The organism is Thiopseudomonas acetoxidans, assembly GCF_030362935.1.
Classification (GTDB): Bacteria; Pseudomonadota; Gammaproteobacteria; order Pseudomonadales; family Pseudomonadaceae; genus Thiopseudomonas; species Thiopseudomonas acetoxidans.
This window is the reverse complement of the sequence record NZ_JAUCDY010000004.1, coordinates 175,805-196,527: the sequence shown is the minus strand read 5'-3', so window position 1 is coordinate 196,527 and position 20,723 is coordinate 175,805. Positions and strand designations below refer to the sequence as shown.

The following is a 20,723-nucleotide window of genomic DNA, read 5'->3' as shown; positions in this document are numbered from 1 at the left end:
CTTGTTATGGCAATTAATTTCCCATACCATGCGCACGCCACATAAGCGGTTTAATACTCTATTTAAGGCCTTTATGGAAAGTTTTTGTTTATGCCCAACATTTTTCGGGCAATCCCACCTAGATTATCAGCGGCTTTGCTGACCACCTCGTATTGACGACATTTGTCCCCCTTTAATGTTCGTTTCTAGGTAGTTACAGCTAAGCCTGGAGACACAGTATGAGCATCACCCACGAAGATATTGCGCTGGTCATCAGCGAGTCTATCCAAGACAACCAATTCGACAGCGCGCTTGAGCTGCTTAAAGGTTTGCGTCCGGTGGATATTGCCGATGCTATAGAATTAGTTGAAGCGAGTTTGGTGTGGCGTTTGCTGGAGCGTCTACCAAAGCGAGCAGAAATTTTTAGTTATTTGGACCCCGAACAGCAGGTCATTCTTTCGCGTCATTTCCCACGCGCTATTCTGGCAAAGCTGGTGGGTGAAATGCCCGCTGACGAGCGTACTGACATGTTTAAGCGCTTAGACCAAGAACAGCGCGACGCTCTGTTCCCTGTTTTGGCGCACGCCGAGCGTGAAAATATCCGCAAACTTTCTGCCTACCAAGAAGGCACAGCCGGCGCACTGATGACGTCCGACTATGCCATGCTCAAACAGGACATGACCGCCGCTGAAGCTATTAACGCACTACGGCTTGAAGCTCCAGATGCGGAAACCATTTATCACGCTTATGTGACTGACGAAGAGCGCACTTTGATTGGCGTAGTTTCGCTGCGTGATTTGATTTTGGCACATCCCGCCAAGCTGATTAAGGACTTAATGATTAGCGATTTGGTCAGCGGTCACGTGGATGATAACCAAGAAAATATTGCTAAGCGTATCGCGCGCTATGACTTAATTGCGCTACCTATTACCGACAATAACGGACACTTGGTCGGTATCGTCACCCACGATGACGCGATGGACGTTGCTAGCGAAGAAGCCACCGATGACTTCCACAAATCTGCTGGTGTAACTACGTCTCTAGGTAATATGAAACAAGCCAGTATCAGCTTGCTTTATCGTAAACGCGTATTCTGGTTGGTGTTGTTAGTCTTTGGTAACTTGTTTTCCGGTGCAGGCATTGCTCACTTTGAAGACATTATTGCCGCCAACCTAGTACTGGTATTTTTCTTGCCCCTTCTGGTCGATAGTGGCGGTAACGCAGGTTCACAATCAGCCACCCTGATGGTGCGTGCTCTAGCTACCGGCGAGGTCGTGATGAAGGACTGGTTTGTGCTACTTGGACGAGAGGCCTTGGTAGCACTTGCTTTAGGTGGCACCATGGCGGCGGCGGTATCTGTACTAGGTTACATCAGGGGCGATGAGATGGTTGCTTTGGTGCTGGCATTGAGCATGGTCACTATCGTCATGATTGGTTGTGTCATCGGCATGAGCTTACCCTTTGTATTAAACAAAATGGGTTTTGACCCGGCCAGCGCGAGCGCGCCCCTAATCACCTCCGTCTGCGATGCTACGGGTGTGGTCATTTATTTATTTATTGCATCACAACTGTTAAGCAACCTAGCTGGAGTTTAATGCAGTAATACCGGGGGATTGGTTTTAACACATGACTTTTTTGCAGAGCTCAACCATTACTGTAGAATGCTCGCTCTGACTTAAAGGAGTTATTATGCACACACCCACGCAACGCAGTGGGACTATAAACCCCCCTGTATTTTATACCTCTGCAGCAATCATTATTGCTCTGGTACTGTTCGCCAGTATCGCGCCTGACTTTGCACAAACATTCTTCGGCGCTATCCAAGATTGGATTATGGAGAATGTCAGCTGGTTCTATGTGCTCACCGTCGCACTGATCTTGATTTGTATTACCGTGCTGGCTGTTAGCCGTTTTGGCGATATCAAACTCGGACCTGATCATAGCCAGCCGGATTACAGCAACAGCAGTTGGTTCTCGATGCTATTTGCCGCCGGTATGGGTATTGGATTGATGTTCTTCGGTGTCGCCGAACCGGTCATGCACTTTCTTACCCCGCCCGTTGGCGACCCCAATACCGTAGAAGCCGCCAAAGAGGCGATGAAGCTGACCTTCTTCCACTGGGGGCTGCATGCATGGTCTATTTATGCGATTGTTGCGCTGATCTTGGCGTTTTTTAGCTACCGTCACGGTTTGCCGTTGACGTTGCGCTCGGCACTTTACCCATTAATTGGTGAGCGCATCTATGGCCCGATAGGACATGCCATCGATATTTTTGCCATCATCGGCACTGTATTAGGCATTGCGACCTCACTAGGCTTTGGCGTACTGCAGATCAACAGCGGTTTTAACTATCTGTTTGATATACCGGTCAAAGTCACCGTGCAGGTGGTATTAATTATTGTCGCCACAGGGTTAGCTACCCTCTCGGTGGTCAGTGGACTGGATAAAGGTATCCGTCGCCTGTCTGAGACCACGCTAGTCTTAGCTGTTATTCTCATGTTGCTGGTACTGACGTTTGGGCCTACCGCGTTTTTGTTTAAATCCTACATTCAAAATACCGGTAGTTACCTGTCCGAAATCATTAATAAAACCTTCAACCTCTATGCCTATGAGCCAACTGACTGGATTGGTGGTTGGACACTGTTTTATTGGGGTTGGTGGATTTCTTGGTCGCCTTTTGTCGGGATGTTTATTGCGCGGATTTCCCGTGGACGCACCATTCGCCAATTTATTACCGGTGTATTACTCGTACCCACTGGTTTTACGCTGGCGTGGATGACGGTGTTTGGCAACAGCGCCATTGATATGATCCTTAATCAGGGCATGACCGGGCTAGCCGATATGGTCAGTGCTGACTCTTCTGTGGCTTTGTTTTACTTCCTAGAGTATTTCCCATTCAGCAGTCTTTTATCCTTTGTCGCTGTGACCATGGTGATGCTGTTCTTTGTCACCTCGGCAGACTCCGGCTCGATGGTCATTGATATGCTGGCCTCGGGTGGTAACTTAAACACACCTATATGGCAACGTGTGTTCTGGGCTTCCTCGGTGGGTATCGTTGCTATTGCTTTGCTCATCAGCGGCGGTTTAAAAGCTTTGCAAACCGTGACGATCGCCAGTGCACTGCCTTTCTCTGTGGTGCTTTTAGCCAGTATGTGGGGACTCATTAAAGCCTTGCAGCTGGATGTCACCAAAAAAGAGTTACTGCGTTATCAGTCTGGGGGTGGCTCACGTTTAGGAGCTACGCCGCGCAGTTGGCAACGTCGTTTACGTAGCATGGTAAACTTCCCACGTCGTACACACGTTAAACGCTTTCTCGATGAGGTTGTTACCCCCGCTTGTAATGAAGTAGCCGACGAACTGCGCAAACAAGGCTTTACTGTGGAAGTGCGTAGCGCTGAGGGTGAGGATAAACGCGTACAGTTTGAAGTACAGCACGATGCTGAAGTTAACTTTCTCTATTGCGTGCGCCCGCGTGCGTACGTGCTGCCCGACTTTATCAATCAAGGTGATGAGGGCGATGAAGAGCGTGAAGAGCGCAAATACTTCCGTGCCGAAGTGCATTTGTTAGAGGGTGGACAAGACTACGATGTGATGGGTTGGACACGTGAAGAAGTCATTGAGGATATCCTTAATCAATACGAACAGCACATGCACTTCCTACATGTGGTGCGCGAGTAACAGAATAAACTCCGAACCAAAATGTCTAGCAATAAAAAGCCCCTCTAATTAGAGGGGCTTTTTATAGTGCTGACTCGGAGCGCTTAGCGTCTAACCAGCAGATACAGCGGCGCGACAAACACCGCAACTAAGCCGGCGATAGCTGCCGCAACACCCGCAACGACCAGATAGTCTAAAATATAGGTCACGTTGGCAAAGGAAGACTTGGTCATGCTGGGCACGAGCATAAAGCTCACCACCCACACCAGCACAGCAACCAGCAAAGCCGGTTTCATCGATGTGCACCAAGGCTGAGTTTTTTTGATTTGCGTGGCCACCATTAAACCGGCCCACACCACAAAAACACCCACGATCAAACCAAGGTTCATCAAGGCCAGTTCGTAAAACGTGTTAATAATCAGCCAAATCTCATACATATGCGTACCCCCTTATAGTCGGCCTTTAGCCACAGCCATGTAGCTGGGCTTGAATAAACGGTACTTGAGCAACCACGCAAAATAGCTGTCTTGCAGCGGTTGCACCAAGGGTAAGGATGGAGTCAGGTTATCTTTGTAATCAAACTCGACCAACAAAGCAGCACCTTCGCGCACCAGCAGTGGGCAAGACGTGTAGCCATCAAAAATCTGCTTAGGCTCTAATCCCTGCATGACGCTGAGCAGATTGTCCACGATAATAGGAACGCTCTTTTTCACAGTCGCTGCAGTTTTGCCTTTACCGGTGCCATTAATATCACCTGCGCCAAATACGTTGGCGTAACGCTTGTGCTGCAAAGTGCCAGGATCCACCTCAAGCCAGCCGCCACCTGCCATAGGACCTTCTTGCCACGCCAGTGGGCTATTTTTAACGGAGTCCGGCGCGCGCATCGGCGGTGGCACATGAATGAAGTCATAGTCTTCTTCAACGCGAGAGCCGTCAGCCAGCTCAAAGGTGGCACGCTGTGCATCAATATCAATACCCACTAACTTGCTTTGGAAATTGACCGGAATACCAATTTTCTGCCAGCGGTCCAGCACTTCCTGGTTAATCACCGGTACGCTGAAGACTGTCGTACCCGCTGAGTGGAAGGTAATCTCTGAATCGGCGAGGGTGCCGGACTGTTCCATACGGTTGGCGAGCATAAAGGTCATTTTTAAAGGCGCACCAGCACATTTAATCGGTGTTCCGGGCAGCGTCATCAACGCCTTACCACCCTTCTTGCGAAACTCATCCATGGATTTCCAACTGGCCTCTGCCATTTCAGGGCTGTGATATACAGACGTCAGCCCTTTGCTGCCAATGCGCTTTTCATCCATGCCTTCAATTTGGTTGTAATCAAGGTGCAGACCCGTAGCGACCACCAAAAAATCATATTTTAGAACTTTGCCAGAATCAGTAATGACCTGATTGCTGTCTGGCTTGAACTCTTTGGCCATTTCCTGAATCCATTCCACTCCCGCTGGTATGAGTTCTTGGTTGGTGTCGCTAACCTTCTCTTTAGGCCAAATGCCGGTAGCAATCAGCGTAAAACCTGGCTGATAGTGGTGGACTTTTTTCGCGTCCACAAGGGTGATTTTTGCGCCATCCAGCTGCTTGCGCAGGCGGTTGACAATACCTAAGCCGGCCAAACCGCTGCCAACTACTACTATGTGCGCGTTGCTTTTTATTGCTGCTTGCGCAGGTGCGCTAAGGCTTAAGCCAGTGCCCGCTGCAGCGGTTACCGCAGCACCCGCAGCCAGAAAACTTCGACGGCTTAATACGATTTTTTCGTCTTTAAAATCAGTCATAAAATACCCTTCGTATGAGTACAACTCTGTAGTGTACGGCTAGAGAAATAACTGTTATGAAGTGTTAACGTATATAGTTAGTTTCGCATTTGCTCGATCAAGGGCTGGCGCTCAAATCTATACTATTTGCTCTACTGCATATTAGATTATTTATTGTTTAACTATAATTCGACTAAGGTACTCTCCTAGAGGTAGCTGCTTAACATCATGAGCCAACTCAATCCCCGCCAACAAGAAGCTGTTCGTTACATCAGTGGTCCGCTGCTGGTATTGGCTGGTGCTGGCTCTGGTAAAACCAGCGTGATTACCCGAAAAATTGCTTACCTAATCCAGCAATGCGGTTTTCAAGCACGCCATATCGTGGCGGTGACCTTTACCAACAAAGCCGCGCGCGAAATGAAAGAGCGGGTCGGTTCACTGTTGCGCGGTGCAGAAAAACACGGCTTAACCGTCTCTACCTTCCACAACCTCGGGCTGAATATTATTCGCCGCGAACACAAACTGCTGGGCTACAAAGCCGGTTTTTCAATTTTCGATGATGTCGACACGAAAAATCTGCTCACCGAGATCATGCAAAAAGAATACGCCGGCGATGACGGTGTGGATGAAATCAGGCAGCTGATTGGCAGCTGGAAGAACGACCTGATTATGCCCGAGCAGGCCTTGGAACAAGCACGCACGCCTAAAGAACAAACCGCCGCTGTGGTCTACATTCACTACCAACGCACACTGAAAGCCTATAACGCGCTGGATTTTGACGACCTGATTTTACAACCCGTCAAATTGCTGCAAGACAATCCGGATGTGCTGGAAAAATGGCGCAATCGCATCCGCTACATGCTGGTCGATGAGTACCAAGACACCAACGCCAGCCAATACTTGCTGGTTAAACTGCTGGTTAAAGAACGTGCACAATTTACCGTGGTGGGTGATGATGACCAGTCGATTTATGCTTGGCGTGGCGCGCGGCCAGAAAACCTTGAGCTGCTTAAAACCGACTTCCCTTCGTTAAAAGTGGTCATGCTGGAGCAAAACTACCGCTCCACTGGCCGCATTCTCAAGTGCGCCAACACTCTGATTGCCAACAACCCGCATGCCTTTACCAAGCAGCTGTGGAGCGACATGGGTTTTGGTGATGAAATCCGTGTGCTGCGTTGCCGCAACGAAGATGCCGAAGCCGAGCGCATAGCGCTGGAAATCCTCACAGAGCACATTCGCACCGATCGCCCGTACAGTGATTTCGCCATTCTCTACCGGGGTAACTACCAAGCCAAGCTGATGGAGCTCAAACTGCAGGTGCACAAAGTGCCTTACCGGTTAAGCGGCGGCACCAGTTTTTTCAGCCGTCAGGAAGTCAAAGACCTAATGGCTTATTTGCGGTTGCTGGTGAATCCAGATGACGACAATGCCTATTTACGAGTGATTAACGTGCCGCGCCGTGAGATTGGTTCCACCACACTGGAAAAACTCAGCGTCTACGCTACACAGCGCGAGCTATCGTTATATGAAGCCAGTGCCGAGCTGGGTTTAAGCGAGCACCTCAGCAGCCGTTTCACTGAGCGTTTAGCACGATTTAAGCATTATATGGATAAGCTGCGCCAGCGCTGTTTCGGTGACGACCCTATTGCTGCATTGCAAGAAATGCTGCTGGATATCGATTATAACAACTGGATCCGCCAAAACAGTTCCAGCGAAAAAGCTGCCGAATACCGCATGGCTAACGTACAGTTTCTGATTGAAGCGCTAAAAAACACCCTCGAACGTGACGAAGACGGTGAGCTGACCATTGAGGATGCCATCGCCAAACTGGTCTTGCGCGACATGCTCGAACGGCAAGAGGAAGAAGCTGATGGTGCTGACGGCGTACAGATGATGACCTTGCATGCATCTAAAGGTTTGGAATTCCCCAGTGTCTACATTATGGGTGTTGAGGAAGAAATCTTGCCCCACCGCTCCAGCATTGAAGCCGATACCGTTGAGGAGGAACGACGTTTGGCCTATGTAGGAATTACTCGCGCTCGTGAAAAGCTCACCCTAACCTATGCCAATAAGCGCAAACAATATGGCGAGGTAATAGATTGTACCCCCAGCCGTTTTTTAGATGAACTGCCCAAGGAAGATTTAATTTGGGAAGGACTAGACGAAGCCCCCAAAGAAGTGAAACAAGCGCGAGCTGCCAGCGCTCTAGCGGATATTCGTGCGATGTTAAGTAAGGGCTAATTAGTTTTATCCGCTACGCTTTATGCCGTTTTTTCTTGTCATTAACAACCGACCTTCTTTGCGCGCTGCACCTCACTCTGTACCACAGAATGTTCGTTAATCAGCATTTGCCTGACGGGTTTTGTGTTAATCTAATTTGCTAGCAAGCTAACTTATTTTATGAAACCAACGATCACCACCATCAGCCTAAAACTTATTGTTTTACTGGCTTCTCTTAACGCCTTAGTGGCCGCCGCCATTGATATGTATTTGCCGGCATTTCCGGTAATAGGTATCGATCTCAATATCAGTGCCGGGCAGGTTCAGCAAACCATAACCATTTTCTTGCTCGGGCTAGCTGTAGGCCAAGGGCTGTATGGGCCGCTGCTGGATCGATACGGTCGGCGCAAGCCCATGCTCGTGGGCATTAGCCTGTTTACCCTTGGTTCACTATTGGCAGCACTAGCGCACAGTTTTGAGATGCTATTAGTTGCGCGTTTTATTCAAGCATTAGGTGCGGCTGCAGGTTCAGTTACACCTAGGGCTATCATCGCCGACACCTGCGATGTGCCTGACGCAGCCCGTGCATTTTCTATGCTGATGCAGGTGATGATGATCGCCCCCATTACCGCACCGATTATCGGCAGCGTAGTGTTATTTCTGGGTCCTTGGCAGCTGATTTTCTGGGTTTTAGTCGCTGCAGGCGCTGTCGCTGGGCTGTTCAGTCTGAAGCTGCTGCCGGAAACACTGGCACCAGAAAAACGCATTCCTATTTCCGCCCGCAATATCAGCAGTAATTATTTTAAGTTACTCAGCCATCCGCGTTATTTGCTTTACACCTTAGCTTCAGGCTTTCTTGTTGGTGGCTTGTTCACCTATATCAGCAATTCACCCTTTGTGTTTATTGAGCACTTTGGCTTATCACCGGCGCATTACAGTTTGATTTTTGGCGCCAGTGCCTGCGGTATGATCGTTAGCAGCCAAATCAATCTGCGCCTATTAAGACGACGCAAACCTCTTTATGTATTATTTTTAGGCTTAATCGGTTTTATTAGCCTTGCCAGCCTACTGACGGTGCTGGTCTTTTTTAACGCGGCACAGGCATGGAGTTACGCGGTTTTATTGGGTTTATGCTTATCCATGCTCGGCATGATAACTGGCAATTTAACCGCTGTAACCATGGGTTATGCGCGCGATTTTGCCGGCATCGCTTCATCGTTAATGGGTGTTATGCAGTTTTTACTGGCGGGTGTGCTGGGCTTTATCATCAACCTTGCCCCAACCACGCTCTACACGCTGCCACTGAGCTTACTCGGTTTCAGCAGCACCGCCTTAGTGCTGTGCTATGTCGCCACCCATGCTTCAATACCTAGCCGACAAACCGACTAATGCCTCCAGCGGCTGAGTAACGGCAGACCACAAAAAAGGCGACCTTCGCAGTCGCCTTTTTATACACACCGAGCTGATGCTAGCTAGGCTTGCATAGTACCTTTAATTTTGTTCATCGCATTTTTTTCTAACTGACGAATACGTTCAGCGGATACGCCATATTTTTCAGCCAATTGATGCAAGGTTACCTTTTCATCACTTAACCAACGCTGCTGCAAAATATCTCGGCTACGCTCATCCAGCAGTTTCAAAGCAGAATACAGGTTGCTGCTTTCGCTTTCTGCCGTATGCTCTTTTTCATAGCGTAAAGCGGGATCATAGCTAACGTCTTCTAGGTAATTGGCGGGTGCTACGTAGCTGCTGTCATCGTCATCTGCATCAAGCGGATCAAAGGTCATATCACAGCCAGTCAAGCGACTTTCCATTTCATGCACTTCACGCACTTCAACACCCAAAGTATCCGCTACTGCTTGGGCTTCACTTTGGTTTAACCAATTGAGCTTTTTCTTTTGGCTACGCAGATTAAAGAACAACTTACGCTGTGCCTTAGTCGTTGCGATTTTAACAATCCGCCAGTTGCGTAATACGAACTCATGAATTTCCGCTTTAATCCAATGCACAGCGAATGAAACCAGACGTACGCCTTTTTCAGGATTAAAACGTTTTACAGCCTTCATCAAGCCCACATTACCTTCTTGAATAAGGTCAGCTTGGGCTAAGCCATAACCGGAATAACTACGGGCTATGTGCACAACAAAGCGTAAATGCGCCATCACCAATTGGCGGGCTGCATCTACATCTTGCTCATAATAAAGTCGCTCGCCTAACTCGCGCTCTTGTTCGGGTGTCAGCAAAGGAATGCTGTTTACCGAGTGCACATAGGTTTGCAAGTTGGCGCCTGCATTTAACAGCTGTACTGTTTGCAATGCGGTTGTAGTCATTGAAATCTCCCCCTTGTTACAGTCTTGCGGGTAACTAAACATAGGACTGTAAAGCTGTGGATAAGTTCACTTTCAGCCAGCTAAACAACTGCTTAGCCTTAACAACTATGATGGTAATAATTCGCGTAAGTGTTTGGCCACTGCTAGCCAAGCAGCAAAATAACCGAGTAATAATGCACCAAATAACAGAGAAAATCCATCTTCTATCGGTACGCCTGCCAAGCTGAAGTCGCTGCCATACAACTCTGCCAACTGCACCACGGACTCATTGAGCCAGCTCAAACCCCACAGCAGCATCAACCAAGCCAGTACACCACCGCCCAAACCATAGAGCACGCCCATATAAAGAAAAGGCCGCCGCACATAGCTATCTGTGCCGCCCACAAGCTTAGTGACTTCAATCTCAATACGACGGTTTTCGATATGCAGCCTGATGGTATTACCCACCACCAGCAACAGTGCGGCTATGAGCATAACCGTTAGCGCAAAAATAAATCGCTCGCCTAACTGTAAAATAGCCACCAAGCGCTCAACCCAAAGAATATCCAACTGCACTTGCTGTACTTTCGGCAACCCTTTAATTTCTTCTGCCAAACGATTGAGCTCGGCTTTCTCTACCTGTTTAGGTGTCACCAGCAAACTACTAGGCAATGGGTTTTGCGGTAAATCCTGCAGCGCCTGACCTAAGCCAGAAAACGACTGAAAATCCTTGAGCGCCTGCTCTTGGCTGATCCATTCCACCTGCGCCACACTGGGGTGCTTTAAAAGGCGCTTTTGTAGTGACTGACCTTCCGCAGGTGTTGCTTTTAAATCTAAAAAAACAGATATTTGCGCGGCTTGTTGCCATGTACCACCAAGTTCATTGAGGTTTTTTAGCAGCAGAGTTAAACCCATGGGCAAACTCAACGCTACCGCAATTACCAAGCAGGTAAAAAAACTGCCAAAGGGCTGGCGTAACAAGCGCTTAAGACTGTCCATACAGCTAAATTTATGGCTGATCACCCAAGCTTTAAGCTGGGCCAGCACTGCCGTGTTTTCTACGGGTGGACCGTCTATTTTTGCCCGCTCTGCTGCGCCAATACGCTTGCCTGGCTGATCGGGTGTAATGCGCTTACTCATAAGCCCGACTCCCCATCGCCAATCAATCGACCACGCTGCAACGTAAGCATACGCTGACGCATGCGGGCAATCAGTGCCAAGTCATGACTGGCTATCATTACGGTGGTGCCGTGGCGGTTAATATCTTCAAACACAGCCATAATTTCAGCGGCTAAACGCGGATCCAGGTTCCCGGTAGGTTCATCAGCCAGTAACAAGGCGGGCTGATGCACAATGGCACGAGCAATGCCCACGCGCTGCTGCTGACCTGTCGACAAATCAGCAGGCGCTTGCATGGCCTTATCCTTTAAACTGACATGTTCTAAGGCTTGACTGACACGGGCATTAATTTCATCCTGACCCAAGCCCATAATATGCAAGGGCAGAGCAACATTATCAAACACGGAACGATCAAACAGCAGCTGATGGTTTTGAAACACCACGCCTATTTGCCGACGTAAAAAAGGGATTTGTGAGTTACGAATTTTGGCTAAATCTTGTCCTGCCAGCAGCAACTTGCCGCTGGTAGGACGTTCCATCGCCAATAATAATCGCAACAAAGTCGTTTTACCTGCGCCAGAATGGCCGGTAACAAAGAGAAATTCACCGCGACGCACATGAACGCTTAACTCGTGCAGACCGATATGGCCATTTGGATAGCGCTTAGCGACCTTCTCAAAACGAATCATTCACTCTCCTTGTGACTAAACAGTGCTTGGACAAAGTCTTTCGCCACGAAGGGACGCAAATCATCAATGCCCTCGCCCACACCAATAAAACGCACTGGAATAGCAAAGTGTTTGGCCAAAGCGAAAATCACTCCACCTTTGGCCGTGCCATCCAGCTTGGTTAACACCAAGCCTGTGACTTTAACTGCTTCATTGAACTGGCGGGTTTGGTTAATCGCATTCTGTCCCGTGCTCGCATCAAGCACTAATAACACTTCATGGGGTGCATTTTCATCCAAGCGCGACATTACCCGCTGCACTTTTTTCAACTCTTCCATAAGATTGTCTTTATTATGCAAGCGTCCCGCGGTATCCGCAATCAACACGTCAACGCCGCGCGCTTGTGCGGCTTGCACCGCATCAAAAATCACCGAGGCAGAATCCGCCCCCGTGTGCTGGGCAATCACTGGAACTTTATTGCGCTCACCCCAAACCTGTAATTGTTCAACGGCTGCCGCACGGAAGGTATCTCCAGCGGCAAGCATGACTTTTTTGCCTTCTTTCTGTAAACGCGAAGCCAGTTTGCCAATGGTGGTGGTTTTACCCGCGCCATTGACGCCTACCACCAGAATAACCTGGGGTGATTTGCCGTCCAACGGCATTGGCTGCTCAACCGGCTGTAACAATTCTTGCAACTCAACCTGCAGCGCACGGTACAGCGCATCGCTGTCGGCCAGCTCTTTGCGTGCGACGCGCTGGGTAAGCTTGGCAATAATGTCTGCGGTTGCTTCTAAGCCCACGTCGGCGGTGATTAAATGCGTTTCCAGATCCTCGAATAACTCATCATCAATGGTTTTACGCCCTAAAAACAGCGTTGCCACCCCTTCGCCAAAGTTGGCGCTGGTCTTGGCTAACCCTTGACGCAAACGCGCAAACCAGCCTTTTTTACTTTCGGCAGTAGCGGCGGCGGTTTCGACGATCGGCTGTTCCTGCGGGGACTCTGGCTCAGGTTCGGCTTCTAGTTCTGGTTCTGGTTCTGGCTCAACTGCTACCTGTGCAATAGCTGCCTCTTCAGGCAGTTCTAATTGCTCAGACTCAGCGTGCGGTTTTTCGACAAGCGCAACAGCCTGCTGTTCTAGCGCAGGTTCGGCGATGGCGTCTGGCGGTCCCGCACCTAATAATGCAGGGCTGTGTTCTTGTTCTGTAGTTACATCTTGCTCTACAGCTTTGTCTTTATCTTTTTTACGAAACCAAGAAAGCATAGTTTTAAATTCAAATTCGGCCTGTAAATCAGGCGGGTTATTAACGGCGCTGGAACCAATTAATTGATTGGCTATCTTAGGAAGCGCTGGGTTATGACAAAATAGGTGTCAGAAACTTGGAAATTGCTGCGCGCGATACGCTGTTATGCATAGTGTGATTGACGCGCAAAGCTCGTCCAACCCATGCATACAGAGACACTTTTGTACGGCGTATAACAATAGGGTTCCGCGTCTCAGGCATTTTTTCAGTGTTTCTTTAAGCGTGCTATCCTAGCACTTATCCCTAGGTTAAACTAAGAATTACAGCTAGTTATAAGGCTAAAAACCACTATGATTCGCCCCAGTATAAATACTTTCATATTGTTATTTGCTCTCATAAGTCTGCCAACCAGTGCCGCCAGCAATCCCACTACTCACGAATTCAGCTTAGATAACGGTCTAAAGGTGATTGTGCGTGAAGACCATCGCGCGCCGATTGTGGTCAGTCAGCTGTGGTACAAGGTCGGCTCCAGCTATGAGGTACCGGGCAGCACTGGGCTTGCGCACGCCCTGGAACATATGATGTTTAAAGGCAGCAGCAAACTTGGACCCGGTGAATCTTCGCGCATTTTACGTGAGCTTGGCGCTAATGAAAACGCTTTCACCAGTGACGACTACACCGCTTATTATCAGGTTCTGGCTCGTGATCGTTTAGAAGTTGCGCTGGAAATGGAAGCGGACCGACTCGCGAGTTTAACCCTGCCTGAAGATGAGTTTTTGCGTGAAATTGAAGTCATTAAAGAAGAGCGCAGGATGCGTACCGATGACCGGCCCAGCGGCTTAGCCTATGAGCGTTTTAAGGCGCTGGCTTACCCAGCCAGCAGCTACCATATTCCCACCATCGGCTGGATGCATGATCTGGAGCGCATGACCATCGAGGATTTGCGTCAATGGCATAACGACTGGTATGCACCGAATAACGCGGTTTTAGTAATTGTTGGTGATGTACAGCTGGATGAAATAAAAACACTCGTTAAACGTCATTTCGCTGCTATCCCGGCGCGCCAAATTCCAGTGGCTAAAACACCTATTGAACTCGCGGAACCCGGTGAGCGGCGTTTAACCCTCCATCTAAAAACCCAGCTTCCTAGCTTAATGTTGGGTTTCAACGTGCCAAGTTTGAAAACTGCCGAGAACCAAAAAGACATTCATGCATTGCGTCTCATCAGCGCACTGCTCGATGGTGGTGACAGTGCGCGTTTAGCCAGCCAGCTAGAACGCAAGCAAGAGCTAGTCGCCGGCGCCAGCGCATGGTATGACGCTTTTAGCCGTGGCGATAGTCTGTTTGTATTATCCGCCACGCCTAATGTGCAAAAAGGTGTCAGCCTAGAGAGCGTCGAGCAAGCTCTGTGGCAACAGCTGAAAGACCTACAAACAAATCCACCCACACAAGCAGAGCTCAAACGCGTACGCGCTCAAGTTATTGCCGCTGAAGTTTACGCACAAGACTCCATCAACAACCAAGCACGCATGATTGGCATGCTGGAAACAGCCGGGCTGTCATGGCGCCTTCTGGAATCCGATGTCGACTCGCTTAACGCCATCACGGCAACCGATATTCAAAGCGCGGCACAGCGTTATTTTACCGCTAGCCGTTCAATCACCCTGCACAGTCTGCCCGAGGAGACTCGCCCATGATGCAGCGCTTAATTTCTTTTAGCCTTTTGCTTGTCATCGGCCTGTCTATTTCAGGTTGCAGCTTATCAACAACACAGCCGCAAGACAGCAAAATCACCAGCCTGCAGCGCTTAAATGTGGACGCGCCAGCTCGGCGCATTTTGGACATACAAACTTGGCAAACAGCCTCAGGCACTAAAGTGTTTTTTGTCCAATCCGACGAGCTGCCCATGTTGGATTTACAACTTACCTTTGCCGCGGGCAGCAGCCAAGAAGGCGCAGCCTATGGTTTGGCCCAGCTGACCAACTCTCTTATCGGAGCTGGAACCAACAAGTATAACGCTGACCAAATTGCTCAGGCCTTTGAAGCTCTTGGTGCTGAATTTAATCAGGGCAGCTACAGAGACATGGCGATACTGTCACTACGCACCCTCAGCACCGCTGAGCTCAGCCAACCTGCTGTTGAATTATTTGCCGAGGTTATTACCCGCCCTAACTTTCCAGTCCAAGCAATACAACGTGTGCAAAATCAACTGCTGGCAAGTTTTGAGCAGCAAAAGAAAATCCCTAGCCATATCGCCAACCGCGCCCTATTTGCCCAGCTATATGGCACGCATCCTTATGCGCACCCCAGCGCAGGTACCGAGCAAACAATACCCAGGCTTAAGCGCCAACAGCTGGCGGATTTTTATCAGACATACTACAACGCCCACAATGCACAACTCGCTCTGGTCGGTAACCTAACCCGCCAAGATGCTGAGGCAATCGCTGAGCAGATTAGCCGCGCTCTACCCCAAGGTGTAGCCGCAAGCAAAACACCCCAGCCACAAACGCCCAAGGCTACGCATCTGCATATTGAGTTTCCTTCCAATCAAACACATATCCTGCTAGCCCAGCTTGGCATTGAGCGTGGGCACCCTGACTATGCAGCGCTATTTATCGCCAACCAAATACTGGGCGGCAGTGGCTTTGGCAGTCGCTTAATGGAGGAAGTACGCGAAAAGCGTGGACTGACTTACGGAATTTATTCCAGCTTCAGTCCTATGCAAGCGCAGGGACCCTTCACTATCAGCGTACAAACCCGTGCTGAATTGAGCGAGGCCACACTGGGCTTTGTGCGCGAGCTATTAAGCGAGTACGTCCAGAACGGTCCCACCGAAGCCGAGTTGGCTACGGCTAAACAAGAGTTTCTCGGCAGCTTCCCGCTTAGCGCTGCTAGCAATGCAGCTATTGTTGGACAGCTAGGTGCTATTGGTTTTTATGATCTGCCGCTTAACTGGCTGGAAACACTCATGCAGGATGTGCAGCAGCTTACGCTTGAGCAGTTAAATACTGCTTTGCGCAATCATATTCAGCCCGACGCATTGGTCGTGGTGACAGTTGGTCCAAGTGTGCCGCAACTGCCCTTACCTGAGCCTGTTATTCGTAACGCACAACCTCAAGGGCATCAACACTGATGGCGCGCGCAAACCACAAACAAAGCAACAATCAACTGCGCATTATTGGCGGACAATGGCGTTCGCGCAAACTGAGTTTTCCTGATGTGCAGGGTTTACGTCCCACCCCAGATCGCGTCCGTGAAACACTCTATAACTGGTTAGCGCCTACGATTGCGGGCGCACATATTCTTGACGTGTTTGCTGGCAGTGGCGCGCTATTTTTTGAAGGTTTATCGCGCGGCGCAGCATCTGGCTTGGCCGTCGAACTGGACCGTCACGCCTGTAACAGCCTGCAACAAAACCTACAGATTTTAGGCTGTACTAACGCACAGGTAGTGCAACACAATGCACTAAGCTTTCTGGAACGTCCCGCAGAGCAAAGCTTTGACATCGCCTTACTGGATCCACCTTTCCATCAAGATTTATTGCTTAAAAGTTGCCACCTGTTAGAACAGCAAGGATGGTTAAACACAGACGCTTGGATCTATACCGAAAGCGAACAAGCACCTTCAATGCTGGCTGTGCCACACAGCTGGCTACTACACCGTGAAAAGCATGCAGGCAAAGTATATTATGCGCTGTGGCAAAGAGCTTAGCCTACCCAGTAGATAGTTGTAATTAGGAGCTTGTTTTGGAAAAACTTAAGGGCGTCCTCGCATTAACTCTTATTCACGCCATTGCCTTGCTGCCCTGGCGAGCAGTGCAGTGGCTGGGCAGTTTTTTAGGCTGGTTGATGTGGGTCACGCCAAATCGTTCAAAGAAAATTGCGCAAATCAACCTAACCCACTGCTTTCCAGAGTTGGACAATAAAGCTGTTGACCAACTGACTCGCCAAAGCCTTAAGAGTATCGGTAAAACGTTTGCTGAGAGCGCTTGCGCGTGGATTTGGCCAGCAGAGAAAACCTTACAACGTGTGCGCTCAGTGGAAGGACTCGAAGTTTTACAACAGGCAATAGTCAGCGGCAAAGCCATAGTAGGCATTACCAGCCATTTAGGTAACTGGGAAGTGCTTAATCACTTTTACAGCAAACAATGCAAGCCATTAGTATTCTATCGGCCACCCAAGCTCAAAGCGCTGGACGAGTTACTAAAAAAACAGCGTCGCCAAATGGGCAACCAAGTTGCACCCTCCACCAAGCAAGGCATTATTAGCGTCATTAAAGAAGTGCGCAAGGGCGGTGCAGTTGGTATCCCTGCAGATCCAGAGCCCAGTCTTAAATCTGGCGTATTTGTACCTTTTCTTGGTACACAGGCGTTAACGAGTAAGTTTATTGCCGGCATGATCAGCGGCAAGCAAGACCGAGTTGCCGCGGTATTTCTGCACGCTGTACGCTTAGAAGACGGTAGCGGCTTTAAAGTGCTGCTTGAAGCTGCGCCAGATGACATGTATAGCACTGACACTGAAACGTCGGTCGCTGCCATGGGCCGTGTACTAGAAAACTATGTACGACGCTGGCCGTCTCAGTACATGTGGACCATGAAGCGTTTTCGTCGCCGTCCTGGTCTTGAAAAACGCTGGTATTGATCAGCTTGCTTACAGATTCACTGGCTAACCCCAGGGCTAGCCAGTGACTGCTGCGTTAGTCTTCTAGCATAGCCTTGTTACGTACTGCTCCTTTGTCAGCACTGGTAGCCAGCAATGCATAGGCTTTTAGCGCGGTACTTACTTTGCGTGGTCGCAGCTCAACCGGCTTCCAGCCTTTCTTATCTTGCGCCGCACGGCGCTCGGCGAGCTCAGCATCACTGACCTGTAGTTGAATACTGCGCGCTGGGATATCAATTTTTATTTTATCGCCATCCTGCACCAAGCCAATAGCACCGCCAGCCGCCGCTTCTGGAGAAGCATGACCAATGGATAAGCCCGAGGTGCCACCTGAAAAACGACCGTCCGTCAGCAAGGCACAGTGCTCGCCCAAGCCTTTGGATTTCAGGTAGCTGGTTGGATACAGCATTTCCTGCATGCCCGGACCGCCTTTAGGCCCTTCATAGCGAATAATCACCACATCGCTGGCTTTGACTTCGTCCGCCAAAATACCCTTTACCGCTGAGTCTTGGCTTTCGTAGATTTTCGCCGTGCCTTCAAACACCCAAATGGAAGGATCCACACCGGCGGTTTTAACCACACAGCCATCTTCGGCAATGTTGCCGTAGAGTACGGCCAAGCCGCCTTCGCGGTTGTAAGCGTGCTCGACACTGCGGATACAGCCTTTTTCACGATCCAGATCCAGCGTCGGCCAGCGGGTCGCCTGGCTAAAAGCAGTCTGGGTCGGGATGCCGCCGGGGCCGGCCTTGTAGAACTCGTGTACAGCAGGATCATTGGTTTGGGTAATGTCCCACTTGGCGATGGCCTCGGCCATGGTTTTGCTGTGTACGGTGGGCAGGTCGGTGTGCAGCAGGCCGCCACGGGCCAGCTCGCCGAGAATGGCAAAGATGCCGCCGGCACGGTGCACATCTTCCATGTGATATTTTTCGATATTCGGTGCGACCTTGCACAGCTCGGGTACCTTGCGCGACAGACGGTCGATGTCCTTCAGGTCGAAGTCCACCTCGCCTTCCTGGGCCGCAGCCAGCAGGTGCAGAATGGTGTTGGTCGAGCCGCCCATGGCGATGTCCATGGTCATGGCGTTTTCAAACGCCTTGAAATTGGCGATGTTGCGCGGCAGTACGGATTCGTCGCCGTCACGATAGTAGCGCTGGGTCAGGTCAACGATGGTGCGTGCTGCTTCCAGAAACAGCTGCTCACGGTCGGCGTGGGTGGCCAGGGTGGTGCCGTTGCCGGGCAGGGACAGACCGAGAGCCTCGGTCAGGCAGTTCATCGAGTTGGCGGTGAACATGCCCGAGCAGCTGCCGCAGGTGGGGCAGGCGCTGCGCTCGTACTCGGCGACTTTCTCGTCGGAGCAGGAGTCGTCGGCGGCCACCACCATGGCGTCGATCAGGTCGAGGCCGTGGCTGGCCAGCTTGGTCTTGCCGGCTTCCATCGGCCCGCCGGAGACGAATACCACCGGGATGTTCAGGCGCAGCGCGGCCATCAGCATTCCGGGGGTGATCTTGTCGCAGTTGGAGATGCACACCAGCGCATCGGCGCAGTGGGCGTTGGCCATGTATTCGACCGAGTCGGCGATGATTTCACGGCTGGGCAGCGAATACAGCATGCCGTCGTGGCCCATGGCAATACCGTCATCCACGGCTATAGTGTTAAACTCCTTCGCCACGCCACCAGCGCGTTCAATCTCACGCGCCACCAGTTGACCCATGTCTTTCAGATGCACGTGACCGGGCACAAACTGGGTAAAAGAGTTGGCAATGGCAATGATGGGTTTTTTGAAGTCTTCGTCCTTCATGCCGGTGGCGCGCCACAGGGCACGGGCGCCAGCCATGTTGCGGCCGAAGGTGGAGGTTTTTGAGCGGTAATCAGGCATGACAACTTCCTGCAAAAATTGGTGAATGAAAATAACACTTGATTCTACGCTGCCGTAGCCGGATGGGCAAAGGCAATGCCCAGATAATCATCTGCCGAACCGTAACTGAACTTTCTTAGCATGCTAGCAGTCTGACCCCCTTTTAAGGAGACTCAAATGCTGGCTAGGAAGAACTTTTTTTATTTTGGTGCCGCGCTTGTTGTGCTGTGCCTCGTTACGGTAAGCCATTACTTGCACTATGACGATCGTCTGCTGCTGCTTTTCAAAGAGCAACTCACCTCACAACAAGAACAAAAATCCAGCATTTGGCTCAGTGATTACCAAGCGGTCATTCAAGCCAAACCGATTGCACGGTTAAAAAAAGCAGAAACATCTGGTCTGACTTGGCACGCACCTAGTAACACGCTGTTCACCATCACTGGAAAAATACCAAAGCTGGCACAACTGAGCTTAACCGGCGAGCTGATGCGCGAAATTGACTTGCAAGGCGTTTCTGATCCTGAGGGTATCGCTGCATTACCGGACGGGCGCTTTGCTCTTGTGGATGAACGCCGCGGTACTCTGGTGATTTTTTCTTTACCGCAAGAAAACAATATTGACCTCAGCCAAGCACTACAATTTAATCTCGCTGAACCGTTACCGGAGCTGATGCTGTCCAGCAACAAAGGTCTAGAAGGCATCGCTTGGGATAGTTTGCACAGTCGTTTTATTTTGGCTAAGGAGCGCAACCCACATACGCTCTATGCGCTTGAGTTTGATTTGGAAAGCAACCAATTTGGCACCTTGACGGCACTGCCTGCTGACAGCCTGATTGTGCGGGATATTTCCGGCTTGAGCTTTAACCAGCGCACCGGACACTTGCTGGTACTGTCCGATGACTCAAGCATGCTTCTAGAGCTGGATGAACACTTTAAGCCAGTGAGTTTTATCAGCTTTTTACGCGGCTTTAACGGTTTAGATAACAGCATCAAACAGGGAGAAGGGGTCACCATGGACGGGCAAGGAACCATCTATATCGTGGGTGAGCCAAATCTGTTTTATGTCTTCAAAAAAAGTTCGCAGCAAGGGTAAATCCCGCCCTCTAGTTTCCGCGTGGGCACAAGTGCAGTGCTGTTGGAACCCAGCTTCTGGGCGATGCGAGCTAGCAGGCGATTTATATGCCCAGCCATGACACCCGCTGTTGTGGGACCCGACTTGTCGGGGAACGCAGAATGCACCCTAGCCAAACCTGA

General features: G+C 50.1%; 16 protein-coding genes. 9 read left to right on the top strand and 7 right to left on the bottom strand.

What is annotated here, in order from left to right:
• Positions 1-218: 218 nt before the first annotated feature.
• Positions 219-1,574, top strand: coding sequence for a magnesium transporter (mgtE, locus tag QEZ41_RS05290; RefSeq protein ID WP_289410347.1), 1,356 nt, complete (start codon positions 219-221; stop codon positions 1,572-1,574).
• Positions 1,575-1,668: 94 nt separating this feature from the next.
• On the top strand, positions 1,669-3,657 hold the full coding sequence (locus QEZ41_RS05285; RefSeq protein WP_289410346.1) for a BCCT family transporter: 1,989 nt from the start codon (positions 1,669-1,671) through the stop codon (positions 3,655-3,657).
• Between the two features lie 83 nt (positions 3,658-3,740).
• On the opposite strand, the gene QEZ41_RS05280 is transcribed toward QEZ41_RS05285, so the two are convergent.
• Together QEZ41_RS05280 and QEZ41_RS05275 are read right to left on the bottom strand one after the other, a co-directional pair.
• Positions 3,741-4,073 carry a hypothetical protein gene (locus QEZ41_RS05280; RefSeq protein ID WP_289410345.1) on the bottom strand — a complete coding sequence of 111 codons (333 nt, stop codon included), beginning with the start codon at positions 4,071-4,073 and terminating at the stop codon, positions 3,741-3,743.
• 12 nt (positions 4,074-4,085) lie between these two features.
• Positions 4,086-5,420 carry an NAD(P)/FAD-dependent oxidoreductase gene (locus QEZ41_RS05275; RefSeq protein WP_289410344.1) on the bottom strand — a complete coding sequence of 445 codons (1,335 nt, stop codon included), beginning with the start codon at positions 5,418-5,420 and terminating at the stop codon, positions 4,086-4,088.
• A gap of 207 nt (positions 5,421-5,627) precedes the next feature.
• Here QEZ41_RS05275 and rep point away from each other — a divergent pair, with 207 nt between their 5' ends.
• On the top strand, positions 5,628-7,640 hold the full coding sequence (gene rep / locus QEZ41_RS05270) for a DNA helicase Rep (protein ID WP_289410343.1): 2,013 nt from the start codon (positions 5,628-5,630) through the stop codon (positions 7,638-7,640).
• A 159-nt stretch (positions 7,641-7,799) separates the two neighbouring features.
• Positions 7,800-9,008: a multidrug effflux MFS transporter gene (locus QEZ41_RS05265; RefSeq protein ID WP_289410342.1), complete on the top strand. Its 1,209-nt coding sequence runs from the start codon at positions 7,800-7,802 to the stop codon at positions 9,006-9,008.
• An 83-nt stretch (positions 9,009-9,091) separates the two neighbouring features.
• On the opposite strand, the gene rpoH is transcribed toward QEZ41_RS05265, so the two are convergent.
• The 4 genes from rpoH to ftsY all read right to left on the bottom strand — a co-directional run bounded on the left by rpoH (position 9,092) and on the right by ftsY (position 12,977).
• A complete protein-coding gene (gene rpoH, locus QEZ41_RS05260; RefSeq protein WP_289410341.1) occupies positions 9,092-9,949 on the bottom strand; it encodes an RNA polymerase sigma factor RpoH in 858 nt (285 codons plus the stop codon).
• Positions 9,950-10,054: 105 nt separating this feature from the next.
• Positions 10,055-11,068, bottom strand: a complete 1,014-nt coding sequence (gene ftsX / locus QEZ41_RS05255) for a permease-like cell division protein FtsX (protein WP_289410340.1) — start codon at positions 11,066-11,068, stop codon at positions 10,055-10,057.
• A complete protein-coding gene (gene ftsE, locus QEZ41_RS05250; protein ID WP_289410339.1) occupies positions 11,065-11,736 on the bottom strand; it encodes a cell division ATP-binding protein FtsE in 672 nt (223 codons plus the stop codon). The genes ftsX and ftsE overlap by 4 nt, the downstream gene beginning before the upstream one ends.
• A complete protein-coding gene (gene ftsY, locus QEZ41_RS05245; protein ID WP_289410338.1) occupies positions 11,733-12,977 on the bottom strand; it encodes a signal recognition particle-docking protein FtsY in 1,245 nt (414 codons plus the stop codon). The genes ftsE and ftsY overlap by 4 nt, the downstream gene beginning before the upstream one ends.
• A 330-nt stretch (positions 12,978-13,307) precedes the next feature.
• Between ftsY and QEZ41_RS05240 the strand changes: the two genes are divergently transcribed.
• From QEZ41_RS05240 to QEZ41_RS05225, 4 genes are read left to right on the top strand one after another with little or no spacing between them, the layout of a single operon-like run.
• Positions 13,308-14,654: a M16 family metallopeptidase gene (locus tag QEZ41_RS05240; RefSeq protein ID WP_289410337.1), complete on the top strand. Its 1,347-nt coding sequence runs from the start codon at positions 13,308-13,310 to the stop codon at positions 14,652-14,654.
• The gene (locus tag QEZ41_RS05235; protein WP_434556794.1) at positions 14,651-16,090 is read left to right on the top strand and encodes a M16 family metallopeptidase; all 1,440 of its coding nucleotides are present in this window, start codon (positions 14,651-14,653) and stop codon (positions 16,088-16,090) included. Before QEZ41_RS05240 ends, QEZ41_RS05235 begins: the two co-directional genes overlap by 4 nt.
• Positions 16,090-16,668, top strand: coding sequence for a 16S rRNA (guanine(966)-N(2))-methyltransferase RsmD (gene rsmD / locus QEZ41_RS05230; RefSeq protein ID WP_289410336.1), 579 nt, complete (start codon positions 16,090-16,092; stop codon positions 16,666-16,668). The genes QEZ41_RS05235 and rsmD overlap by 1 nt, the downstream gene beginning before the upstream one ends.
• Before the next feature lie 35 nt (positions 16,669-16,703).
• Positions 16,704-17,597, top strand: a complete 894-nt coding sequence (locus tag QEZ41_RS05225; protein ID WP_289410335.1) for a lysophospholipid acyltransferase — start codon at positions 16,704-16,706, stop codon at positions 17,595-17,597.
• Between the two features lie 55 nt (positions 17,598-17,652).
• On the opposite strand, the gene ilvD is transcribed toward QEZ41_RS05225, so the two are convergent.
• Positions 17,653-19,491 carry a dihydroxy-acid dehydratase gene (ilvD, locus tag QEZ41_RS05220; RefSeq protein WP_289410334.1) on the bottom strand — a complete coding sequence of 613 codons (1,839 nt, stop codon included), beginning with the start codon at positions 19,489-19,491 and terminating at the stop codon, positions 17,653-17,655.
• A gap of 156 nt (positions 19,492-19,647) precedes the next feature.
• On the opposite strand from ilvD, the gene QEZ41_RS05215 reads away from it, so the two are divergent.
• On the top strand, positions 19,648-20,562 hold the full coding sequence (locus QEZ41_RS05215; protein WP_289410333.1) for an SdiA-regulated domain-containing protein: 915 nt from the start codon (positions 19,648-19,650) through the stop codon (positions 20,560-20,562).
• Positions 20,563-20,723: the final 161 nt, after the last annotated feature.

What these genes read in the sequence shown, in the direction of transcription:
- rsmD (WP_289410336.1), top strand. Translation starts at nt 16,090, where the DNA reads ATGGCGCGCGCAAACCACAAACAAAGCAACAATCAACTGCGCATTATT.
- QEZ41_RS05280 (WP_289410345.1), bottom strand. Translation starts at nt 4,073, where the DNA reads ATGTATGAGATTTGGCTGATTATTAACACGTTTTACGAACTGGCCTTG.
- ftsE (WP_289410339.1), bottom strand. Translation starts at nt 11,736, where the DNA reads ATGATTCGTTTTGAGAAGGTCGCTAAGCGCTATCCAAATGGCCATATC.
- ilvD (WP_289410334.1), bottom strand. Translation starts at nt 19,491, where the DNA reads ATGCCTGATTACCGCTCAAAAACCTCCACCTTCGGCCGCAACATGGCT.
- QEZ41_RS05215 (WP_289410333.1), top strand. Translation starts at nt 19,648, where the DNA reads ATGCTGGCTAGGAAGAACTTTTTTTATTTTGGTGCCGCGCTTGTTGTG.
- ftsX (WP_289410340.1), bottom strand. Translation starts at nt 11,068, where the DNA reads ATGAGTAAGCGCATTACACCCGATCAGCCAGGCAAGCGTATTGGCGCA.
- rep (WP_289410343.1), top strand. Translation starts at nt 5,628, where the DNA reads ATGAGCCAACTCAATCCCCGCCAACAAGAAGCTGTTCGTTACATCAGT.
- rpoH (WP_289410341.1), bottom strand. Translation starts at nt 9,949, where the DNA reads ATGACTACAACCGCATTGCAAACAGTACAGCTGTTAAATGCAGGCGCC.
- QEZ41_RS05240 (WP_289410337.1), top strand. Translation starts at nt 13,308, where the DNA reads ATGATTCGCCCCAGTATAAATACTTTCATATTGTTATTTGCTCTCATA.
- ftsY (WP_289410338.1), bottom strand. Translation starts at nt 12,977, where the DNA reads ATGCTTTCTTGGTTTCGTAAAAAAGATAAAGACAAAGCTGTAGAGCAA.
- QEZ41_RS05275 (WP_289410344.1), bottom strand. Translation starts at nt 5,420, where the DNA reads ATGACTGATTTTAAAGACGAAAAAATCGTATTAAGCCGTCGAAGTTTT.
- QEZ41_RS05235 (WP_434556794.1), top strand. Translation starts at nt 14,651, where the DNA reads ATGATGCAGCGCTTAATTTCTTTTAGCCTTTTGCTTGTCATCGGCCTG.
- mgtE (WP_289410347.1), top strand. Translation starts at nt 219, where the DNA reads ATGAGCATCACCCACGAAGATATTGCGCTGGTCATCAGCGAGTCTATC.
- QEZ41_RS05285 (WP_289410346.1), top strand. Translation starts at nt 1,669, where the DNA reads ATGCACACACCCACGCAACGCAGTGGGACTATAAACCCCCCTGTATTT.
- QEZ41_RS05265 (WP_289410342.1), top strand. Translation starts at nt 7,800, where the DNA reads ATGAAACCAACGATCACCACCATCAGCCTAAAACTTATTGTTTTACTG.